We start from the raw sequence: 18,309 nt of genomic DNA, 5'->3' as shown, positions 1-18,309 counted from the left end.
ACGATCGCGAAGATTCACACGATCGCGAACGCCCGGACCGGGAATGTACCGAAGGAGCGGACCTTCACCGGGACGGCGAAGAGCCGGGCCCCGGCGGCCGGCAGCTGGTCGAGCGCTGTCATGTGCTCGCAGATCGGGATGTCCTCGCCGAGCAAGATCGAGTGGACCGGCCGCGCTGGATCGGCCGTGTCGTCGATGTTGTAGGTGTCGACGCCCACGAACGCGACGCCCGCGCCGGCGAGGAGCCGCGCCGCGTCCCGCGTGAGGTACGGGTGCCCCTCGAAATAGCGGTCCGAACGCCAGTGGGCGCTCCAGCCCGTGCGCACGAGGACGGCCTTGCCGGCGAGGTCGAGGCCCGCGAAGGCGCCCTCGTCGATCGCGCGCCCGGGCCGGTCCCGCGCCTCGACGACGACGCTGTCCAGGTCGGCCAGCGATTCGAGCCGCAGGTCGGCGAGGTCCTTGCCGTGCGCATAGCGATGGAAGGGGCTGTCCAGGTACGTCCCCGTGTTCGCGACCATGTCGATGCGGCCGATGTGGAATTCGACGCCTTCCGCGTACAGCTCGCGCGACCGCTCGCGCGAGAGGAAATCGCAGATCACGGGGGCCGGCAGTCCCTTGTACGTGGTCATGCCGTGCTCGATGGTGTGGCTCAGATCGACGAGCCGTCGTGAGGTGGGCGTGGTCACGGTCCGCTCCTCGGGAGGGCCGCCACGCGGGCGGAGGCTCCCATCGCCCGGTGAGTTCCCCGAGCCGCCGGCAGTCTCGCGACAGGACGCGAGGAGGTCCAGAAATCGGGTAAGTTGACATGCTCTCACATCCGCCGATAGAGTGTGAATTCGGGGATGGCGCGCTCGTTCCGGGGCACCCTGGGGCGGGCGCTCTGCGGTGGCGCCTCGGCGCGTGCCGGTCCGGGCGTCGCCATTGCAAAGAGCGTCGATAGAACGTCAATAAAGCGTCGATAGAGCGTCAATAGAGCGTCGCAGGGAGAGCCGAGATCGCCCGGATGGAGAACGTTATGCCTGGGATGAACCGAGCCATGCCGCGTCGCGCTTTCATCCTGTCGGCGCTGCTCCTCTCCGCCGGCGCCGCGGCGGGCTGCTCCTCCAAGGAAGGCGCCGCCGTCGCTCAGGAGCGGCGCGGAGCGGCGTCAACGGCGCCCGCGCCGACGCCCGCGCCGCAGCCTCAGGCGAAGGGCGCCGCGCTGGTCACGGTCGCGAGGGAGCAGCAGGCCACGTGGGTGCGCAACTTCAATCCCCTGCTCCCCGAGGGCAACTCGCGCTTCCCGACGGTCGCCGGCATCTACGAGCCGCTGCTCGTCTACAACACGATGAGAAACGAGTACACGCCGTGGCTCGCGGTCAGGTACTCGTGGAGCGACGGGAACAAGAAGCTCACCGTCACGACGCGCTCCGGGGTCAAGTGGTCCGACGGACATCCGTTCTCGGCGCGGGACGTGTCGTTCACGTTCGCGCTCCTCAAGAAGCACCCGGCGCTCGATCTCGCGGGGATATGGAAGTTCCTCGGCGGCGTCACGGCCGAGAGCGAGGACGTCGTCGAGTTCACGCTGAGGCGGCCCTACGTCCCCGGGCTCAGCTACATCGGCCACCAGCCGATCGTGCCGGAGCACAAGTGGAAGGACATCGCCGACCCGGTCACGTACGCGAACGAGACCCCCGTGGCGACGGGGCCCTTCACCGAGGTGAGGACGTTCCAGAACCAGGTGTACGAGCTCGGCAAGAACCCGCATTACTGGCAGGAGGGCAAGCCGGCGGTCGACGGGCTGCGCTTCCCCGCGTACCCGGGCAACGACCAGGTCAGCATGGCGCTCATCAACGGCGAGATCGACTGGGCGGGCGCCTTCGTGCCCGACATCGAGCAGGTCTTCGTCGCGAAGGATCCGGCGCACCACCATTACTGGTTCCCGCTCGTCGGCGGCACGGCCACGCTGTACCCGAACTCCACGCGGAAGCCGTTCGACGACGTGCGCGTGCGCAAGGCCATCAGCATGGCCATCGACCGGGACCAGATCGTCAAGCTCGCGGCCGACAACTACACGCACGGCGCGGACGCGACCGGGCTGGACGACTCCTACGAGCGGTTCCGCAGCGAGAAGGCGGTGGAGGCGGGCGACTGGGTGAAGCTCGATGTCCAGCGGGCGAACCAGATCCTCGACGAGGCGGGCTACCCGCGGAGCGCGGACGGGGTCCGGACGAGGAACGGCAAGCCGCTGCGCTTCGAGATCAACGTGGTCAGCGGCTGGTCGGACTGGGTGCGCGCGGTCCAGATCATCACGCAGAACCTTCAGAGCGTGGGCATCGAGGCGACGATGCGGACGTACGACTTCAGCGCGTTCCACGAGGCGCTGCAGAAGGGCATGTTCGACATGTCGATGGGCTGGACCACCGTCGAGCCGACGCCGTACAACTTCTATCGTGATCTCATGAGCGCGGAGCTCGTGAAGCCTGTCGGCGACATGGCCGCGCGCAACTGGCACCGCTTCGGCGCGAGGGAGGCCGACACGCTGTTCCGCGCGTTCGAGGCCGCGACGGATCCCGCGGAGCAGAAGCGCATCCTCGACGCGCTGCAGATGATCTTCGTGCAGACCGCGCCGGTGATCCCGCTCTTCAAGAACCCTTCCTGGGGCGAGTACAGCACGAAGCGGTTCACGGGGTTTCCCACCATGGAGAACCCGTATGCCAAGCTGACGCCGAACAACCCGCCGGAGTACCTGCTCGTCCTGACCGAGCTCCGGCCGAGGTGAGCGCGCCGGGGATCAAAGCCGCGTGATCACGAGCCCGTCGTTCTGCACGGAGACGCGGGCGGGCTTGCCGCGGTGCTCGTCGGGGATCTCGTCGGCCATGAGGTAGCGGCCGGCGATGGAGACGAACTCCGCCTCGAGGCTCATGCAGAAGATGCTCGCGTCCGCGTTGTTGTGAGCGCCGGCCATCGCGCGGCCGCGGAGCGGGGCGTAAACGTGGATGTTGTCGTTGGCGATGAGCTCCGCGCCCGAGCTGACCGGCGAGAGGACCACGAGGTCGCCGTGGGGCACATAGATGACCTGCCCGCTGCGCACCGGGTGCCGCACGGTGAGCCCCGCGGGCGGCGGCTCGCCCGCCGCGTCCGGCGCCGGGGCGGCCTCCCTGGGGCGCCGGCCGGGCCCGGCCGGCCCGCGGTCCGCCGCCGCGGCGCCGGCACCCCCGCGGTCCGCCGCAACAGGGGCCACGGCCACGGGCCCCGGCGTGGGGGTATTCCCCTCGCCCGACGCGACCTGGCGCGGCGAGCGCGAGAGGGGCGTCCGCAGGACGCCGAGGCCGGCGGCGACGGCCCGCTCGCGCTGGGCGTCGGTCGGGTTGCGCACCGCGATGGGCACGAGGTTGTGCTTCCTCAGCAGCTGGGCGAGGGCGCCCAGGTCGACGAGCTCGTCGCCGAGCTCGGCGAGGTCGAGCAGGATCGGCAGGTGCAGGAAGAAGTGCGGCATCTGCGAGATGTGGTCGGCGAGCTGACGCTCGACGGCCGAGACGTCCGCCGTCCGCAGACAGAGCATCGTGATGGCGGGCATCGTGCCCTTGAGCGCAAACGCCTGCTGCTCCTGCCTCTTCTCCCCTCGTCTGCCCGACACCATCGCTGTCCTCGCTCGCAAAAAGGTGCTTCCGCGGCGGCACTGTAACCCGGATCCGCCGGCGCGCGCCGGAAAAACCGGCGGGCTCTCCGCGCCTCACCCCCGCGGGCGCGCGCGTCGCTGTTCCCTCGGCGCGCGCCTCGCTGGTTGGCTGGCCCCCTCGGACGGTGCTAACGGTGGTTTGGCCATGCCCACCGCGCGCCGCGCCTCCGTACGGCGGCTCGACCTCGATCTCCTCTCGACCTCCCCCTCCTCGCCATCGTCGTCCTCCTCCCCGCCGTGCGGGGGGCCCCCGCCGGTCGACGCGCTCGCTCGGCACCTCGCCCTCGAGATACCGCGCGTGTTCTCCGAGGCGGAGCGCGCCGCGCTGGTCGCGGGGGTCCGCGCCGCGCGCGCCGAGTGGACTGCCGACTTCGGAGGCGAGCAGTTCTCGCTGGGGCGCGCCTTCTACACGCACCTGGAGCAGGGCCGCTCGAAGCTCTATTTCGCCGACGCGGCCGCCTCCGACGCCCGCGTCGAGCGCCACCTCCCCGGCCTCCAGCGCCGGATGCGGGAGCTCGTCGCGGCGCTCACCGGCGGGCTCGCGCGGCCCCGGCGCGGCTTCTGCGGGCCCGGCGTGCACATCTTCCCCGCGGGCGAGAAGGTCGCGCGCGGGGGGGGCGTCATCCACTTCGACACGGAGGGCCTCTCCGACTACCACCTTGCCCGCCGGCTCCGCGCCATCACGGTCGTCGTGATGCTGGAGCTCCCCGACGCGGACGGCGGGCTCAAGCTGTGGGACGTCCTCTACGACGGGCGCGACGACCCAGGCGACGAGGCGCCCTCCGCCCGGAGCCTCGTCGCGAGCTACACCGCCGGCGGCGCGCTCGTCATCGACAGCTACCGGCTGCACCAGATACAGCCCTTTCCAGGCGGCCGCGACCGCATCTCCGCCACGGTGCACGCCGCCGAGATCGACAGCGGGCGCTGGGAGACGTGGTTCTGATACCTGGTCCCCCGAGGACGAATCTGGCGTGGCCGGCGGGCGGCGCCGAGCGCGATCCAGCAGCCATGCTGACGAGCCTGGCGTCGATGGGCCACGCTGGCCGGCAGGCTGGGTGTTCGAGCGAAGGCAGGGACGGGAGCAGGGAGAGGCGAAGTCGAAGCAGCGAAGAGCGCGCGATCTGAACGATTCACGCACGCCAGAACGGTCGCGTTCGCTTCACAGCCAGCCTGCGAAACCTGGTACAATGGATGAGCAAATGTACACCACGATCGTCTTTATCAAGACGATTGACGAAGTGCGTATGCTGCTGATAGGGTGCGGTTACCTGCCCGACGTGGGGTGGGTCGCGCCTGACGAACTGAGCCTACCGACGATCGTGTAGCCGGTGGCGACCACGGCCGCCAGCGCGGCGGCCGCGGATGCTGATCCCAACCCAGGGGGGCCGTGGGCGAGCGGGAGCTCTCGTCTCGCGGTCACGGGGGTGCGGAGGCCAGAGCCGGCCGCGGTCCTGGACCTCGTGCGTGATGGCTTTGCGCGAGCCCCCGCCCCGGGGTGGACCGATGCACATCCTGGTGCATCCACCGGGTTTCATCAGGCGCAGTGGAACACGCATTGCGAGGCGCAGACGGCTCGCCCTGCCGCACCCATGGTCCTGTCTCATGGGAATTATCTGCTGATATGACATCGACACGAGGGGCGAGTTCGGGTGATCAAATTTCGGAGTCGTGGGAATGTCTCGGGGGGATGGTCCACGGCGGGCGCGCGTCGTGTGCTGCTTGAAAAGATCATTGCTTGGTCGGCCACTGCCGGCCTGCGAGAACGACATGCTAAATAACAACCTGCTACACGTATCTGCGACCGACCACCGCACATCCCGACGGCGCCTCGCCACGCTCGTGGCGCTGACCACGCTGTCGCTCAGCGCGTGTGTTGGTGAATCGAACGGCTCGTCGAGCGGTGGGTCGGAGGGCGGCGCGGGCGGCACCGATGTGACGGCCGGAACAGGCGGCTCGCTCTCGCAGTCGAGCTCGCAGTCGGGGCCGAGCTCGGTCAGCAGCGGTGTCGGCGTCGGTGTCGGCGGCGGTGGCGGTGAGGGTGGCGGCACGCCCAGCCACCCGTTCGACCACTGCGTGGAGGGCTATCGCCCCCACCCGACCGACTCGAGTCCTGAAATGAAGGACGGCCCCGCGGACTTCTTTCCGCCCGGCAACAACGATCCGAACATCGTCGATACGACGGTGCAGCCGGAAGTCCTGAAGTGGATGTATGACCACTCCTGGCAGGATGCCCACGTCGAGTGGCACGCGATCCGCGGGTGCAGCGTTCCGGGCGGCGGCGGGCTGAGCAGGGTGAACATCTGCTCGTTCACCCAGCTGGTCCCGGAGGATCAGAACTGCCAGACCCCCGGCGACGGTTACCAGTTCCTGGTGTTCCACCGTCACATGATCCAGGCCTTGAAGCAGCTCTGGCCCAACCATAGCGAGCAGTTCACGGGCTTCCCCAAGTTCCCGACCTCGGCGGCGGACGTGCCGCCCCAGTGGCGCTCCGCGTGGAAGGACTGGGATGCGGCCGCGCTCGAGGCCGGGAGGATCGGCGACGAGATCGACAAGCCCGAGAACCTCGCGAGGTTCCCGGACGAGGGCACGCTCGGCTTCTGGCTCCAGTGCAACGTGGGTCAGATGCTGAGGGGGGCGACCAACATGCCGTGGGTGGGCCTCCACTTCGTGCTGCACGCCAAGTGGGCGCGGCCGGGCAACACGACGCACGGCGTGAACAACACCAGCGCGAACATCGACAACTACATGTTCTGGAAGCTCCACGGCTGGATCGACAACGTGTGGGAGAAGTATCGCCTCGCCAAGGGTCTGCTGCCGACCGATCAGAAGCTGAAGGACGATCTCGTCGCGCAGTGCCGCGAGATGGACACCGAGATCAAGATCATCCAGGAGAAGCTGGACCCCGGCGAGGTCACGGATCCCAACGAGCCTTTGCCGGTGGAGTCGGGGTTCTTCCACGAGCGGGTGCGGCCCATCCTCGAGAGCGCGACGAACCTGTGCACCGGCTGCCACGCCGAGGTGGGCGCCAACGCGAAGCTGACGCTCGGTGGCCACGTCAGCTCCAGGAAGATCGTCGACGGTCTGGTCAACAAGCCCTCCACCGGCGGCGGTCAGTACAAGCTCGTCGTCCCGGGCGATCCCGACCACAGCTGGCTCTACCTCAAGGCCTCCGGCAGAGCGGAGACCGCGGGCTGCCAGCAGTCCTCCACGGCACAGTGCATCACGGGCGTGATGCCGCCGAGCACGGGCGGGCCGACCGTGAGCGCGGCGCAGCTCGAGGTCCTGCGGCAATGGATCCTGGACGGCGCTGAAGGCCCCCCCTGATACACGGCGAGAGCTGAAGGGAGACGGGGACTGCCATGTCGGCGCGGCCGTCGCGACAGCATGGCAGTCCACTCTCCCCGGCCGCCGAGAGCACGCCGACTTCGGACAGCCAGGCGGGCGGGACGGCGCCGGTGGAGCGTGTGACCACGACCGTCCCCCGCGCCGCCGGCTCTCGCGCGGCCCCCCGCTCGAGAGCGCCTACCGCGACAGCATGAGATCCGGAGGCGGGGGCTCCGGCGCTCCGCCCTTCGAGGGCCGCGGGAGCGACCTCGGAGGCGGGGGCGGGGGCACCAGCACCCGCGGCGAGGGCAGCGGCTGCTCCGGCAGCGGCAGCGCGATCGGCGGGCGCGGCAGCTCGCGCAGCTCGCGCAGCTCGGCCGCGCTGAGCTGCCGCGGGTTGCCGTCACCGGACAGCGTGGTCTCCGTCGAGGCCGCATAGGCCTCGGCCTTCTCGAGGACCCGCACGAAGTTCCCGCCCAGCATGCTGAGGATGTCCCCGTCCGAGTAGCCGCGACGAACGAGCTCCAGCGTCACGCTCGAGAGCCCGTCGTTGCTGGCGAGCCCTTCCTGGAGCACCTCGAGCTCACCGAAGCTGGAGCCGAGGCCGACGTGATCGACCCCTGCGATCTTCACCACGTGGTCGATATGGTCCACGAGCCGGGAGAGCGACGGCGGCTTCATCGGCCCTTCCTGGGCCTTGAGCTTCTCGATCTCCTCGCGGAGCGCCGCCGTGTCGCCCGGGGACCTCTCGACGACCGCCTTGAGGTGCGCCGCGTACTTCTGCGTGAAGCGCTCGGACTGCTCCGCGTACGCCTCGTCGAGGAAGAGCGCCCAGGAGTTCACCATGACGATGCCGCCGTTCTCGGCGATCGCGCGCAGCATGTAGTCGTCGACGCTGCGGCGGCGGTGGCCGCCGGCGTGCATCGAGGACGAGGCGATGACCGGCGCCTTGGCCACCTTCATGACGTCCTGGAACGTGCTGTCCGACGCGTTCGAGACGTCGACGAGCATCCCGATCCGTTGCATCTCGCGGACCACGGCCTCGCCGAAGGGGGAGAGGCCGCGGTGGTGGACGACCCCGGGCTCGAGGGCTCCTCCCGCGGAGTCCGCCCAGTCGTTCGTGGTCGTGTCCGTGAGCGACATGGTGCGGACGCCGAGGCGGTAGAACGAGCGCAGCGCAGGCAGGGAGTTCTCGATGGCGTGCCCGCCCTCGATGCCGATGAGCGCGGCGACCTTGCCTTCACGCTTGGCGCGGCGCACGTCTCTCGCGCTGCGCGCGAGCACCAGCGTGTCGCCGTGGCGCTCGATCTGCCGGTGGGTCGCGTCGATGAGGTCGAGCGCGAGGCGCGAGGCGCCGCCGTCGAACGGCGAGGCCGCCTGCGACGAGGGCGCGCTGACGCGGATCGAGAAGAACTCGCCGGCGATGCCAGCGGCCTTGATCCTGTCGAGCTCCGCGGCCGTCAGCTCGTGGCCTGGGCTCCCCCGATCGAGCGAGCCGCCGAGGAGCAGCGCGGGCAAGGCGCTGTGGCCGTCCACGAGCGTCGCCCTGGCCCGCAGCCGCGCGGCCCGCTGCTCCTCCGGCGTCGCGGGTGCCGGCGTCGTGGGTGCCGGCGTCGCGGGTCCCGGTGGGCTCTCGACGACGGCGGGCGCGGTTGCGGCCCACGGCCCGACCTCGTCGATGGGCGGCGCGAAGGGATCGGGCGACTCCGCGGGCGCAGGGGGATGAACGCAGGCCGCGAGCGTCGCGGCGGTGAGGAGCGCGAGGGACAGCGACGTACGCATGATCGGATCGTATCATGACGACTCGGCGCCTGAATGGCCCAATCACCGGCGCGACTGTGCCCCGGGGACGCGGGGCCGACAGCACCAACGGACGCGGGCGCGCCGGTCCTGATGGCACCCTCTCCATGCCGCTTGTTGCCGAGCCGACGACGCCACCCTCTCCACGCCGCTTGTTGCCGAGCCGACGACGCCACCCTGACCACGGGCGGGCCGAGGCTCCCGACCCCCGGCGACCGCCCCGAACGCGCGGCTGTCGCCGCCTCGCCCTCCAGACTGCAACATGCATCATGGCGCCTCATGCCGACATCGGCAGAGCCGTCGCTCGAAAGGCGACCTCTCATGACACGAGAGGGCATGGACCGGTGTGACGCGATGGACGGGCCAGGCCGCAGCGCCCTTGTCAGGGACCGGCCGCCTACGGAGGTACCTGCCGGTGCTGGATGGCGTGCTCGGCCTCCATCGTGTACCGGCGGCTCTCCGCCTCGTCCGGCGTGAGCCCGAGCTCGCCATAGAGATACGCCATCGCCAGCGTCTGGAGCGCCGCAGGGTGCTCCAGCTCGCCGGCGCGCTCGTAGAGCTCCACGGCCTTCCCGTCGTCCCTCGGCACGCCCGCGCCCGCGCGGTACGCGTTGGCGAGCAGGAACATCGCGTCCGGCGACCCTCCCTTCGCCGCGACCTCGAACCAGCGCGCGGCCTCCGCGGGGTCCGCCCTCGCTCCCTCGCCGTTCTGGCTCATCACGCCGAGGAAATACGCGGCGCTCGGGTGGCGCGAGGGGGCGGCTCGCAACAGCCACGCGCGGGCGCGCGCCGCGTCCCTGGGGACCGCCGGCAGGCCCTTCAGGTAGATCCTCCCGAGCGCGATCTGCGCCTCGACGTCTCCCTGCTCGGCCGCCCGCGCGAGCGCGTCCATCCCGGCGAGGACCTCCCCGGGATCCGCCAGCGCGAGCAGGCGAAAGCCGAGCGCCCGCGCGTCCATACCGCCCGGGAGCGGAGCCCCGGGCGCCGACGCCGGCGGAAGCGCCGCGGCGAGCGCGGGGCTGCCCGCCTCGGGACGATCGCCCTCCCGTGGCCCCCCCAGGACGAGGGCGGCCACGACGCCGAGCACGACCGCGCCGGCGGCCAGCGCGGTGAGCCGCGCGGGGTGCGTGACGCTCACGGGCTCAGGTCGATGGAGTAAACCGAGAGCATCTTGCCGCTGCCGTCATCCGCCGCGAGGAGCGAGATGTTGTTCAGCCCGGCGGCCTCCGCCTTCGGCAGCGCGTTCTGCGCCGAGGTGAAGGTCACGGGGCCCATCGTCTCGACCTCGGCGAAGCGCCAGCTGCGGGCGGAGCCGTGCTCGGCCCGCGTGAGGTCCTCGACCTTCTTGATGTACGCGATCAGCACCTCGCGGTTCGTGTCCGGCGCGGCGTAGATCGTCTTCGAGCCGTCGAGGCCAGGGAAGCCGCCGCCGCCGCTCGCGCGGTAGTTGTTCGTCGCCACGATGAACTCCGCCGCCGGGTCCATGGGCTCCCCGTTCCACAGGAGGTTCTTGATCCGCCCGCTGGCCTTCATCCCCATGGGCGGGAGCGGCTGCGTCACGTCGATCTCGTACGAGATCCGGCTGTCGGTGAACACGTCGAAATTGTAGCCGGGCATCGCGACGTTGATGAGCGGCTGCGGCTCGGTCTTGCTCGGGTCGATCTGATTGAAGCGCGTCGCGGCCCTCTCCAGCCAGTCGAGGATGTCCGCGCCGGTGACCTTCACCGCCTGGATCGTGTTCGCGTACAGGTAGAGGTCGGCCGCGTTGTTGATCGCGATGCTCCCCGCCGGCACGTCGGTGTAGTCGTTGCCGCCCTGAAAGCCGGACTTGAACGGCGCGCTCACCGAGAGAACGGGGAGCGCCGCGTACTGCGGCAGGTTCTCCTCGATGTAGCGAGCGACGTAGTCCGCCTGGGCCTGGTTGACGATCTGGATCGCGGTGACGTCCCCCACGTCGGCGAACATCGACGACATCGCGAAATCGGTGGTGCCGATGGGCGTCCTGACGTAGGCCATCGTCGCCTGGTGCTCGGCGTCGAGGAGCGGCGCGATGGAAGGGTCGGCCTCGACGAAGACCTTCGTCTTGTCCGGCTGCGCGTCGCAGCGGGTCGCGAACGCGCACGGCGCCCCCGTGCGCCAGCGCTCCATCGCGTCGCACGCCTCGGGGAGCCCGCCCTTGCAGCTCGTGGCGATCGGCCGGGCCTCGACGACCGTCCTCGCCTTGTCGACCGTCCAGCCCTCGCCGTCGTGGGTGAGCCCCATCTTGATGACGCCGAGGTGCTGGCCCCAGAAGTTCGCCATCACCGCGGGGACGCCGTCGACCGTCCCCGCGTCCTTGTCGACCTTCGGCAGGCTGAACTGGGCGACGGTGCTGCTCGGGTTGGGGAAGATCTGGTGCGAGTGGCCCATGAGCATCGCGTCGATGCCGGGCACCTGGGCGAGGTACCACGCCTGGTTCTCGAGGGTGGGCGTGTAGGGCGAGGCGTCGAGGCTGCCGTGGATGATGGCGACGACGAGCTCGGCCCCCCTGGCGCGGAGATCGTCCACCAGCGGGGCCGCGACCTCCTTCACCCCCTTCGTGAAGACCTTGCCGTCGAGCCATCTCTTGTCCCAGCTCAGGATCGTCGGCGGCGTGAAGTCGATGAAGCCGACCTTCAGCGTGCTCTCGATGGCGCCGCCGCCCGGCGCCGTCGCCGTGATGGTCTTCTCGACGAGGACGGTCGGCGAGAAGAGCGTCTCGTTCGTCTTCAGGCTGAAGACGTTGGAGTTCACCTGCGGGAACCGAGGGCCCTCGCAGCCCGCCGACGCGGCGAGATCGAGCCCCTCGACGTCGAAGGGGGTGTGGGTCACCTGCGAGAGGAAGGCGAGGCCGTAGTTGAACTCGTGATTGCCGATCCCGCCGACGTCGAACCCGATGTGGTTCATCGCCTTGTAGATGGCCAGCGTCTCGCCGCACCCGATCGGCTCGACGAGCGCCTGATGGTCGGCGAGCACGGTGCCCTGGATGGTGTCGCCGTTATCGACAAGGATGTTGTTCGGGAGCTCGGCGCGCGCCTGGTTCACGAGGGTCGCGGTGCGCTCGAGGCCAATCGACGGGTCCGCGACCAGCTTGAAGTAATCGAAGCCGAGGATGTTGGTGTGGAGATCGGTCGTCTCGAGCAGCGCGAAGTCGGCCGTGGCCCCGCTCGGCGTCGCGGGCGCTCCCCCCTCGCCGCCTCCTCCAGCGACGCCTCCCCCCTCGCCGCCTCCTCCAGCGACGCCTCCCCCCTCGCCGCCTCCTCCAGCGACGCCTCCCCCCTCACCGCCTCCTCCCACGACGCTTCCCCCTTCCCCGCCCGAGCCGGTGGAGGTGGAGGTCGGCGAGCCTGCGACGCCCTCGTCGTCTCCGCACGCGGCCAGCGCCGTCATGGCCAGGATCACCGAGGAAACCGCCGCTATCCGTCCGGCTCGACCTGTCATCGTGACGACCTTTCCGAGCGCCGCTTCGGCCGATGCCTCTTCGCGTGCGCACAGCCACGTTGAATGCGGCGACCGAGTTCTGGCACCCCCGCACGGCCGGATCAAGGGGCACGATGCGCTGCTCGAGCTGTCAACAGCACCGGATAGGCCAGGCGGCGGGAGAGCGCTTGATTGACGCTTCACGCACGCCGCTGTGTCCGGCCGATGGACGGCCGATGACAGCCTCGTCTATGCTCGCCACCTGCGGAGGACCGCGCGAAAGGACGCTCATGCACCGGACAATCCCGGCGATCTGCCTGCTCCTGCTCGCCGTATGGCTGCTGTCCCTCACGGGCTGCGCCGCTGTGCCGCTCGCGCACCGCGAGCGCAGCTCGGGCGCGTGGGTGCGGCTCCGGACGGAGCACTTCGATCTGTGGACCGATCTCACCGGCGGCGAGGCGCGGCGCGCCGCCGAGGCGCTCGAGCGCACCCGCGCCGCGCTCGTGACCGCGGCCTGGAGCAAGGGCGCAACGAGGCGGTCGACCGTCCGCGCGAACGTCGTCGTGCTCGCGAGTGGCCTCGATTTCGATCGGTACGCGGACAGCCGCTTCACGGGCGTGTTCAGCGAGCTGGGGCGGCCAACCATCTTCCTCTGGGGGTCCCCGGAGCGCTGGGAGCGACGCGACCAGCTGAAGGACGCGTCGACCACATCGGTGCTCCGCCACGAGCTCGTCCACCAGCTCGCCGCCGGGATCTACGGCCGGCAGCCGCGGTGGTTCGCCGAGGGGCTCGCGCAGCTCCTCGAGTCGCTCGTCATCTCCGAGGACGGCACGACGGCCATCCTCGGTCGCCCCAACCTCGTCGCGCTGCGCAACTACAGGAGGCAGCGCACGTTCGGCGTCCGCGACGCCCTCGCGTGGAAGTCCGACGAGGGCCTGGGTGAAGGCGCGGTTCATGGCCTGTACGGGCTGAGCTGGTTGATGGTGTACTGGATGTACAACACGCAGCCGGACGCCTTCGCGGCGTACCAGGGGCGGCTGGCGGCGGGGGTCGATCCCGAGCGCGCCTGGCAGGACAGCTTCGGGGCGCTTTCGCTCGACGAGCTCGACAAGCAGCTCTATCACTACGCGCGATTCGGCAAGTTCCAGGAGGTCAATGTCCCGCTGGCGCCGGTGAAGGCCGAGCCGACGCCGGCGACGATCACCACGGCCGACGTCCACGCCCTGCGCGCGCAGCTCGCGCTCACCGGCGCGTCGATCCGGGCGGACGACGCGCTCAAAGAGGAGGCGCGCAGGGAGCTCGACCGCGCGCTCAGGCTGGAGCCGGCGAACGTCCTCGCCCTGCGGGTCCTGATGCAGTTCGAGAAGGGCTTGCCGATCGGCGAGTGGATCAGCCGCCTGGAGGAGCAGGTGGCGCGTCGGCCCGACGACGGCGACGCGTGGCTCCTCCTCGGCCAGCTGCTCGGCCGCCAGGACCGCGACGCGGAGCAGGTCGCGGCGCTGCGCCGGGCGGTCGCGCTCCTGCCCGGCAACGCCAACGCTTATAACGACCTCGCGTGGGCGCTCGTCGCCACGGGGCACCCGGAGGAGGCGCTCCCCCTGGCGACGAAGGCCGCCATGCTCGCCCCCTGGAACGCCTCGATCCTCGACACGTACGCCGCGAACCTGTTCGCGCTCGGACGCTGCCCCGACGCGCTCCGGGTGCAGGCGCGCGCCGTCGACCTCATCTCCCATCGCGCGCAGGGCTCCAGCGGCGCGCGCTGGCTCACGGACAAGCTCGCCGAATACCAGAGCTCCTGCGGCCAGCTCGCGAAGTCCCCATGAGAGGGCGATGGCCAGCTCAGGAGCGCGGCGAGCGCGACGTGCAGCGGAGATCGCTCGACGGGTGCGCGCGCGGCGCGGATGTGGGTGGGTGGACGCGGCCAGCACATCAGCCTCCACCCGCTCGGATTGACTTTCAGGGCCTCTGCACGACATGGTGAGCCGCATCGTGATCAGCGATCTCATCGAATCGGTCATGGCGATCGCCTTTGGCGTCCGCGGACTTGAGGACGGCTGTACGGAGGCGGACATCTGTGCCGCCGAGCAGCGCCTCGGCGTGTCCCTGCCGGAGGCGCTGCGGGACTACCTCGCCACGGCGGGCCGCCATGGCGGCATGATGGATGCCGACTTCCACGTGCTGCCGCCCGACAAGCTCAGGCTGGCGGGGGACTGCCTGGTGTTCTGCGAGGAGAACCAGTATGTCGCCGAGTGGGGCATCCAGGCGGCCGACAGGGTGTCTCCCAACCCACGGGTGAGCGGCCGCGCCCGCAACACCGAGAGATGGTACAGCGAGGCGTCCAGGCTCTCGGGCTTCCTGATCCATGTGGCGACCTGGCAGGCCGTCATCTCGATGCCTGAGTGCTCCCGCTGCGAGCTGCCCGAGAAGGAGCTGAAGGCGCTGGAGCCGCTGCTGGAGTACATCGGCGACAAGAAGCTGCGCTCCGGGGGGCATCGCATCAGCTTCATCGACCGGACCAACGCGCTGCTGGCCACCTATCTGCACAACTCCGAGACCCTGTACGTGGGCGCCGCCCGGCCCGAGGCGCTCGAGGACTTCGAGGCGCGCTGTGGGCTGGAGCTCGAGGCCCTCTAGCCCTACTTTCGCAAAACAGGCCCCGGATCGAGCTATTCGTCGCTCTTTTTGAGCCTAAAACGGCGCCAACTAGCTACAGGAACGAAATCCGGCTTGGAACAGAGGCTGGATGGAGCGTGCTGCGTCAAGCGGGCGGCCATCCGACGGCGTTTCAGTGATAGTGAAATTCGGAGTTCGTTCATGCGAATGACCTCGTGCAGAACTGGGCCGAATTGACGATGGATGCGGTGGCAAAGCCTGCTTTTTTGCGAAAGTCCCGCTAGAGCGGCGGTCACCCGCTTCGGATACGGGCCCATCTCGACGTTTTCGGTGCTCAGTGCACAGGAGTGCGCTTGCGCGCCGAAAACGCCGATCTGGACCCGTCTCCTGTGCGGGTGACCGCCGCTCTGTGTCGCATGCACCAGACGCGGCCGAGCACCGCTCTAGCTAGAGCAGCACGCCGGGCCGAGGGACGACGGCTGGCGGACGGAACTAGACGATCTGCCGCAGATAGTGGAACTTGGGGTCCTTCAGGTCCTCGGGCGTGAGCGCCCACCCCTCGTCCCGCGGGATCAGGTAGATGACATCCGACTTGACGCTGGCGAAGCTCACGTGCCCCAGGCTCTGGAGGATGTGGCCGAAAACGTCGCGGCGCCAGAGGCGGTCCTTGGGGATGTCGCAGACCGTGCGGAGCATCCGATCCGTCGGTGAGCCCTGCACCAGCAGGAACGCCATCGTGAAGGTCAGGTAGCGCGGCTGGCCGCGGTACGCGTCCGGCGTCCCCGAGGGGCCCTTGCGCGCGCCCTCCTCGGTGATCATGCCGCGGGACCACATGCCGTAATCGTTGAGCGCCCGGGAATCGTCGTCGAAGTAGTCCCAGCACCCCTTCTCGAGGACGTGCAGGTTGGCGAGCAGCGCCACTTGCGCGCGGCGGTACTGGTGCCACTTCTGGTTCAGGCTCATCGTCGCGCAATGGCCCATGATCGACTCGTGCAGGGTGCGCTGCAGCGGGCTCCCGGGGTCGATGCGCGCGCACACCTCCATCGCGAAGATCGAATGCTCCACGATCAGCCTCCGTATCCGCCCGAGGCCCGGTTCCACGAGCCGCTCCGGCTGAGCGCCGCGCCGAGGATCACGCCGGTGCCGAGCGCCACGACGACAGGCACCGTCCCGAAGGCCTCCGGGCCCCGCGGCGCCCCGCCGGGCGCGCTGCTGCTCGAGAACGGCGTCGCGCGCAACGTCGGCGTGTAGAGCTTGCCCGGCCTCCTCACCCCCGCGGACGGCTCGACCGGCGCCGGCGGGCGCGGCGGCCCCCACGGGTAGTCCACCCAGAACCAGCCGTGCGACGCGGCGGCACCGCCGTAGTAATAGGGAGGCCAGTCTTCTGTCTCGGCCGCGGGCTTCGCCTCCGCGGGGTCCGGGGCGAAGACGTTCGCGGCCATCATGCGCACGTCGAGCTGGCGCGCCCGGTAGGCGACGAGATCGTCGTTGAGGTCGTCGGACTCGATCGTATCCAGGTCGGTGGGCACGACATAGAGCACGTGGCGGCCCCCCCGGTCCCAGAGCGCATCGGCGGCAGGCAGCCTCGCGACATACCGGTTGTCGAACTGCGACGCGTCGTCCGAGTACGCCGAGAGCCGCTGCCGATCGAGGACGAACATCGTCGCGCGGAGGCCGGGAGCCGAGCGGGCGAAGAGCGGCTGATAGTAAGCCGCCGCGGCGAGCGTCAGGTGCGCCTTGACGACGCCGCGCGGGTGCGGCCAGTTGTCGAAGGTGAACACCGGCTCGAACGCCTCCGCCGCGCCGGCGGCGAAGGCCACCGACTCGGGGCCGTCCAGGTCGACGATGACCACGATGTCCCGGCGGAGGCCGCTGTCGGTGCGCGCGGCCAGGAGCAGCGACGCGAGCGCCTTGCCGCTCCGGTAGGCGCGGTCCATCGCCAGCGTGAAGATCGGCCGGAGCACGTTGATGAGCGGCGTGACGGGCGCTGGATCGCCCTGCGCGACGACCGTGGGCGTCGCCGACGGCGACTCGAACAGCGAGGGCACGTAGTAGGCGCGCAGGGCCTCGTCCGCCGGCCGCAGGTCCGTGGACATCCGGGCGAGCGCGCCCTGGTCGAACGGCTTCTTCGACTCGCCGTCGAACGTCACGCTCTCCTGCGCGGCGCCGAAGCTCCAGCCGAAGGTCCGCTGCATGTCGAGCGCCCGCTTCCGCTGGACCTCGGTCTCGTCGTCCGAGCACCCGTCGGCGGCCACGGCGATCGCGGCCGCGACCCCCGCGAGCCCGACCGCGCCGAGCGCGAGCATGATCGCGCTCCGCCGCGAGGCGTCCTTCGGCGCCTCGGCGAGGCCCTGGTGCCACCAGCGCGCGCCCACGATCCCGGGCTTGTCGAGCACCTCGGCTCGCTCGAACGGCTCGTCCAGCTTGCTCACGCGGCGGCCTCCCCGGCGTCGCGAGGCGCGGGCCGCGCCGCCGGGGCGCCGTGATCGCGCCGGAGCGCCTCGATGAGCTCCGGCGTGAAGGTGCCGTCGACGCGCAGCGAGTACCTGAAGAACGGATCCGCCTCGACGCCATGGTAGTCGTGATCGTTGAACCAGTAGGCGCGGCCGGCGACAGGCGTCTTCCGCCGCGCCTGCTCGTCCCACAGGAACAGGCGCTTGTTGCCCGCCGGGCAGAGCGTGATGAAGTGGTCGGGCTCGCGCCGCGCGCTCTCTCGCAGCGCCCCTTCCGCTTCTTCAGCCCCCTCCCCTTCTTCAGCCCCCTCCCCTTGCTCCCCGTCCCCGTCGCGGTGCACCGTGCCGTGGTCGTTCGCCTCGAGGCCCATGATGTTGCAGCGCCCGATGGACGAGAACGGCAGTCGCTTCACGTACGCGATCGTCTTCGGGAAGAACGACCGCGCCAGCCGGGTGAAGTCCTTGCCCTCGCTCCGGCTCTTGTCGCTCCAGTAGCGGTTGGGGATCAGCTCGACATAGACCTTCCAGGGGAAGTAGACCCCGTGGCGGAACTTGAGCCAGAGCATCTGCCGGCGTGAGAGCGGTAGTTCGCGCTCCTCGCCGAACTCGAGCGTCGCGCGGGATGACCGGTCGATCGCGGCGGGGTCGTCCGAGAGGCGCTGGAACGTCAGGAACTCCTCGTCGCTCAGGCCGCGGATCACCTCGCCATAGTCGGCGAGCGCTTCGCCGCGGCGCGACGGCGGCATGATCCCCATCGCGCGGTGGCTGCCTCCGGTGTAGTCGATCGGCACCTGCGTGAGCGCGAGGCAGATCTCCTCGTGGATCTCCGCGAGCGGCGAGAGATCGAGGTACGGCTCGAGATCGATGTAAGGGCGCGCCAAGATGCCCTGAATGCCCTGGGTGCCTGAGTCGCGATGAGGTTCGGCCATGGGGACGCCGCGGGGGCCGGGTCGCCTCGCCCGGCACGCCTACCCATATCACAAAGGCCACCCCGCCCCGCAAACCCGCAAGGCCGGAGAC

The 18,309-nt window shown here is 70.1% G+C and carries 14 protein-coding genes; 6 read left to right on the top strand and 8 right to left on the bottom strand.

Annotated elements, in window-relative coordinates:
- Window positions 1–14: 14 nt before the first annotated feature.
- The gene (locus WME85_RS20430; RefSeq protein ID WP_437840376.1) at window positions 15–686 is read right to left on the bottom strand and encodes a cyclase family protein; all 672 of its coding nucleotides are present in this window, start codon (window positions 684–686) and stop codon (window positions 15–17) included.
- A gap of 350 nt (window positions 687–1,036) precedes the next feature.
- On the opposite strand from WME85_RS20430, the gene WME85_RS20425 reads away from it, so the two are divergent.
- On the top strand, window positions 1,037–2,761 hold the full coding sequence (locus tag WME85_RS20425; protein WP_437840375.1) for an ABC transporter substrate-binding protein: 1,725 nt from the start codon (window positions 1,037–1,039) through the stop codon (window positions 2,759–2,761).
- A 12-nt stretch (window positions 2,762–2,773) separates the two neighbouring features.
- Here the strand turns inward: WME85_RS20425 and minC are convergent, their stop codons facing one another.
- Window positions 2,774–3,622, bottom strand: a complete 849-nt coding sequence (gene minC / locus WME85_RS20420; protein ID WP_437840374.1) for a septum site-determining protein MinC — start codon at window positions 3,620–3,622, stop codon at window positions 2,774–2,776.
- 184 nt (window positions 3,623–3,806) lie between these two features.
- Here minC and WME85_RS20415 point away from each other — a divergent pair, with 184 nt between their 5' ends.
- The 3 genes from WME85_RS20415 to WME85_RS20405 all read left to right on the top strand — a co-directional run bounded on the left by WME85_RS20415 (window position 3,807) and on the right by WME85_RS20405 (window position 6,985).
- A complete protein-coding gene (locus WME85_RS20415) occupies window positions 3,807–4,604 on the top strand; it encodes a hypothetical protein (protein WP_437840373.1) in 798 nt (265 codons plus the stop codon).
- Window positions 4,605–4,860: 256 nt separating this feature from the next.
- Window positions 4,861–4,986, top strand: coding sequence for a hypothetical protein (locus WME85_RS20410; protein WP_437840372.1), 126 nt, complete (start codon window positions 4,861–4,863; stop codon window positions 4,984–4,986).
- A gap of 514 nt (window positions 4,987–5,500) precedes the next feature.
- The gene (locus WME85_RS20405) at window positions 5,501–6,985 is read left to right on the top strand and encodes a hypothetical protein (protein ID WP_437840371.1); all 1,485 of its coding nucleotides are present in this window, start codon (window positions 5,501–5,503) and stop codon (window positions 6,983–6,985) included.
- Between the two features lie 198 nt (window positions 6,986–7,183).
- Here the strand turns inward: WME85_RS20405 and WME85_RS20400 are convergent, their stop codons facing one another.
- The 3 genes from WME85_RS20400 to WME85_RS20390 form a co-directional block, all read right to left on the bottom strand.
- On the bottom strand, window positions 7,184–8,767 hold the full coding sequence (locus tag WME85_RS20400) for a dipeptidase (protein WP_437840370.1): 1,584 nt from the start codon (window positions 8,765–8,767) through the stop codon (window positions 7,184–7,186).
- Between the two features lie 415 nt (window positions 8,768–9,182).
- Complete coding sequence (locus WME85_RS20395; protein ID WP_437840368.1) at window positions 9,183–9,923, bottom strand: tetratricopeptide repeat protein; 741 nt, start codon at window positions 9,921–9,923, stop codon at window positions 9,183–9,185.
- Window positions 9,920–12,193: a 5'-nucleotidase C-terminal domain-containing protein gene (locus WME85_RS20390; RefSeq protein ID WP_437840367.1), complete on the bottom strand. Its 2,274-nt coding sequence runs from the start codon at window positions 12,191–12,193 to the stop codon at window positions 9,920–9,922. Before WME85_RS20390 ends, WME85_RS20395 begins: the two co-directional genes overlap by 4 nt.
- Window positions 12,194–12,513: 320 nt before the next feature.
- On the opposite strand from WME85_RS20390, the gene WME85_RS20385 reads away from it, so the two are divergent.
- Both WME85_RS20385 and WME85_RS20380 read left to right on the top strand, forming a co-directional pair.
- A complete protein-coding gene (locus tag WME85_RS20385; RefSeq protein ID WP_437840366.1) occupies window positions 12,514–14,046 on the top strand; it encodes a DUF1570 domain-containing protein in 1,533 nt (510 codons plus the stop codon).
- 151 nt (window positions 14,047–14,197) lie between these two features.
- Window positions 14,198–14,857 carry an SMI1/KNR4 family protein gene (locus tag WME85_RS20380; RefSeq protein ID WP_437840364.1) on the top strand — a complete coding sequence of 220 codons (660 nt, stop codon included), beginning with the start codon at window positions 14,198–14,200 and terminating at the stop codon, window positions 14,855–14,857.
- Window positions 14,858–15,328: 471 nt separating this feature from the next.
- On the opposite strand, the gene WME85_RS20375 is transcribed toward WME85_RS20380, so the two are convergent.
- From WME85_RS20375 to WME85_RS20365, 3 genes are read right to left on the bottom strand one after another with little or no spacing between them, the layout of a single operon-like run.
- Window positions 15,329–15,901 carry a hypothetical protein gene (locus WME85_RS20375; protein ID WP_437840363.1) on the bottom strand — a complete coding sequence of 191 codons (573 nt, stop codon included), beginning with the start codon at window positions 15,899–15,901 and terminating at the stop codon, window positions 15,329–15,331.
- Window positions 15,902–15,903: 2 nt separating this feature from the next.
- Window positions 15,904–17,268 (bottom strand): hypothetical protein, encoded by a 1,365-nt coding sequence (locus tag WME85_RS20370; protein WP_437840362.1) that lies wholly within the window; start codon window positions 17,266–17,268, stop codon window positions 15,904–15,906.
- Complete coding sequence (locus WME85_RS20365; RefSeq protein WP_437840360.1) at window positions 17,265–18,218, bottom strand: hypothetical protein; 954 nt, start codon at window positions 18,216–18,218, stop codon at window positions 17,265–17,267. The genes WME85_RS20370 and WME85_RS20365 overlap by 4 nt, the downstream gene beginning before the upstream one ends.
- Window positions 18,219–18,309 lie beyond the last annotated feature (91 nt).

The organism is Sorangium sp. So ce1153, assembly GCF_051521595.1.
In the GTDB taxonomy this organism is placed as follows: domain Bacteria; phylum Myxococcota_A; class Polyangia; order Polyangiales; family Polyangiaceae; genus Sorangium.
Note: the sequence above shows the minus strand (reverse complement) of the source record. Positions and strands in the feature narration are given on the sequence as shown.

Excerpts from the sequence above, each read along its gene's own strand:
- WME85_RS20425 (WP_437840375.1), top strand. The coding sequence starts at position 1,037 with ATGCCGCGTCGCGCTTTCATCCTGTCGGCGCTGCTCCTCTCCGCCGGC.
- minC (WP_437840374.1), bottom strand. The coding sequence starts at position 3,622 with ATGGTGTCGGGCAGACGAGGGGAGAAGAGGCAGGAGCAGCAGGCGTTT.
- WME85_RS20415 (WP_437840373.1), top strand. The coding sequence starts at position 3,807 with ATGCCCACCGCGCGCCGCGCCTCCGTACGGCGGCTCGACCTCGATCTC.
- WME85_RS20410 (WP_437840372.1), top strand. The coding sequence starts at position 4,861 with ATGTACACCACGATCGTCTTTATCAAGACGATTGACGAAGTGCGTATG.
- WME85_RS20400 (WP_437840370.1), bottom strand. The coding sequence starts at position 8,767 with ATGCGTACGTCGCTGTCCCTCGCGCTCCTCACCGCCGCGACGCTCGCG.
- WME85_RS20390 (WP_437840367.1), bottom strand. The coding sequence starts at position 12,193 with ATGACGGCGCTGGCCGCGTGCGGAGACGACGAGGGCGTCGCAGGCTCG.
- WME85_RS20385 (WP_437840366.1), top strand. The coding sequence starts at position 12,514 with ATGCACCGGACAATCCCGGCGATCTGCCTGCTCCTGCTCGCCGTATGG.
- WME85_RS20380 (WP_437840364.1), top strand. The coding sequence starts at position 14,198 with ATGGTGAGCCGCATCGTGATCAGCGATCTCATCGAATCGGTCATGGCG.
- WME85_RS20365 (WP_437840360.1), bottom strand. The coding sequence starts at position 18,218 with ATGGCCGAACCTCATCGCGACTCAGGCACCCAGGGCATTCAGGGCATC.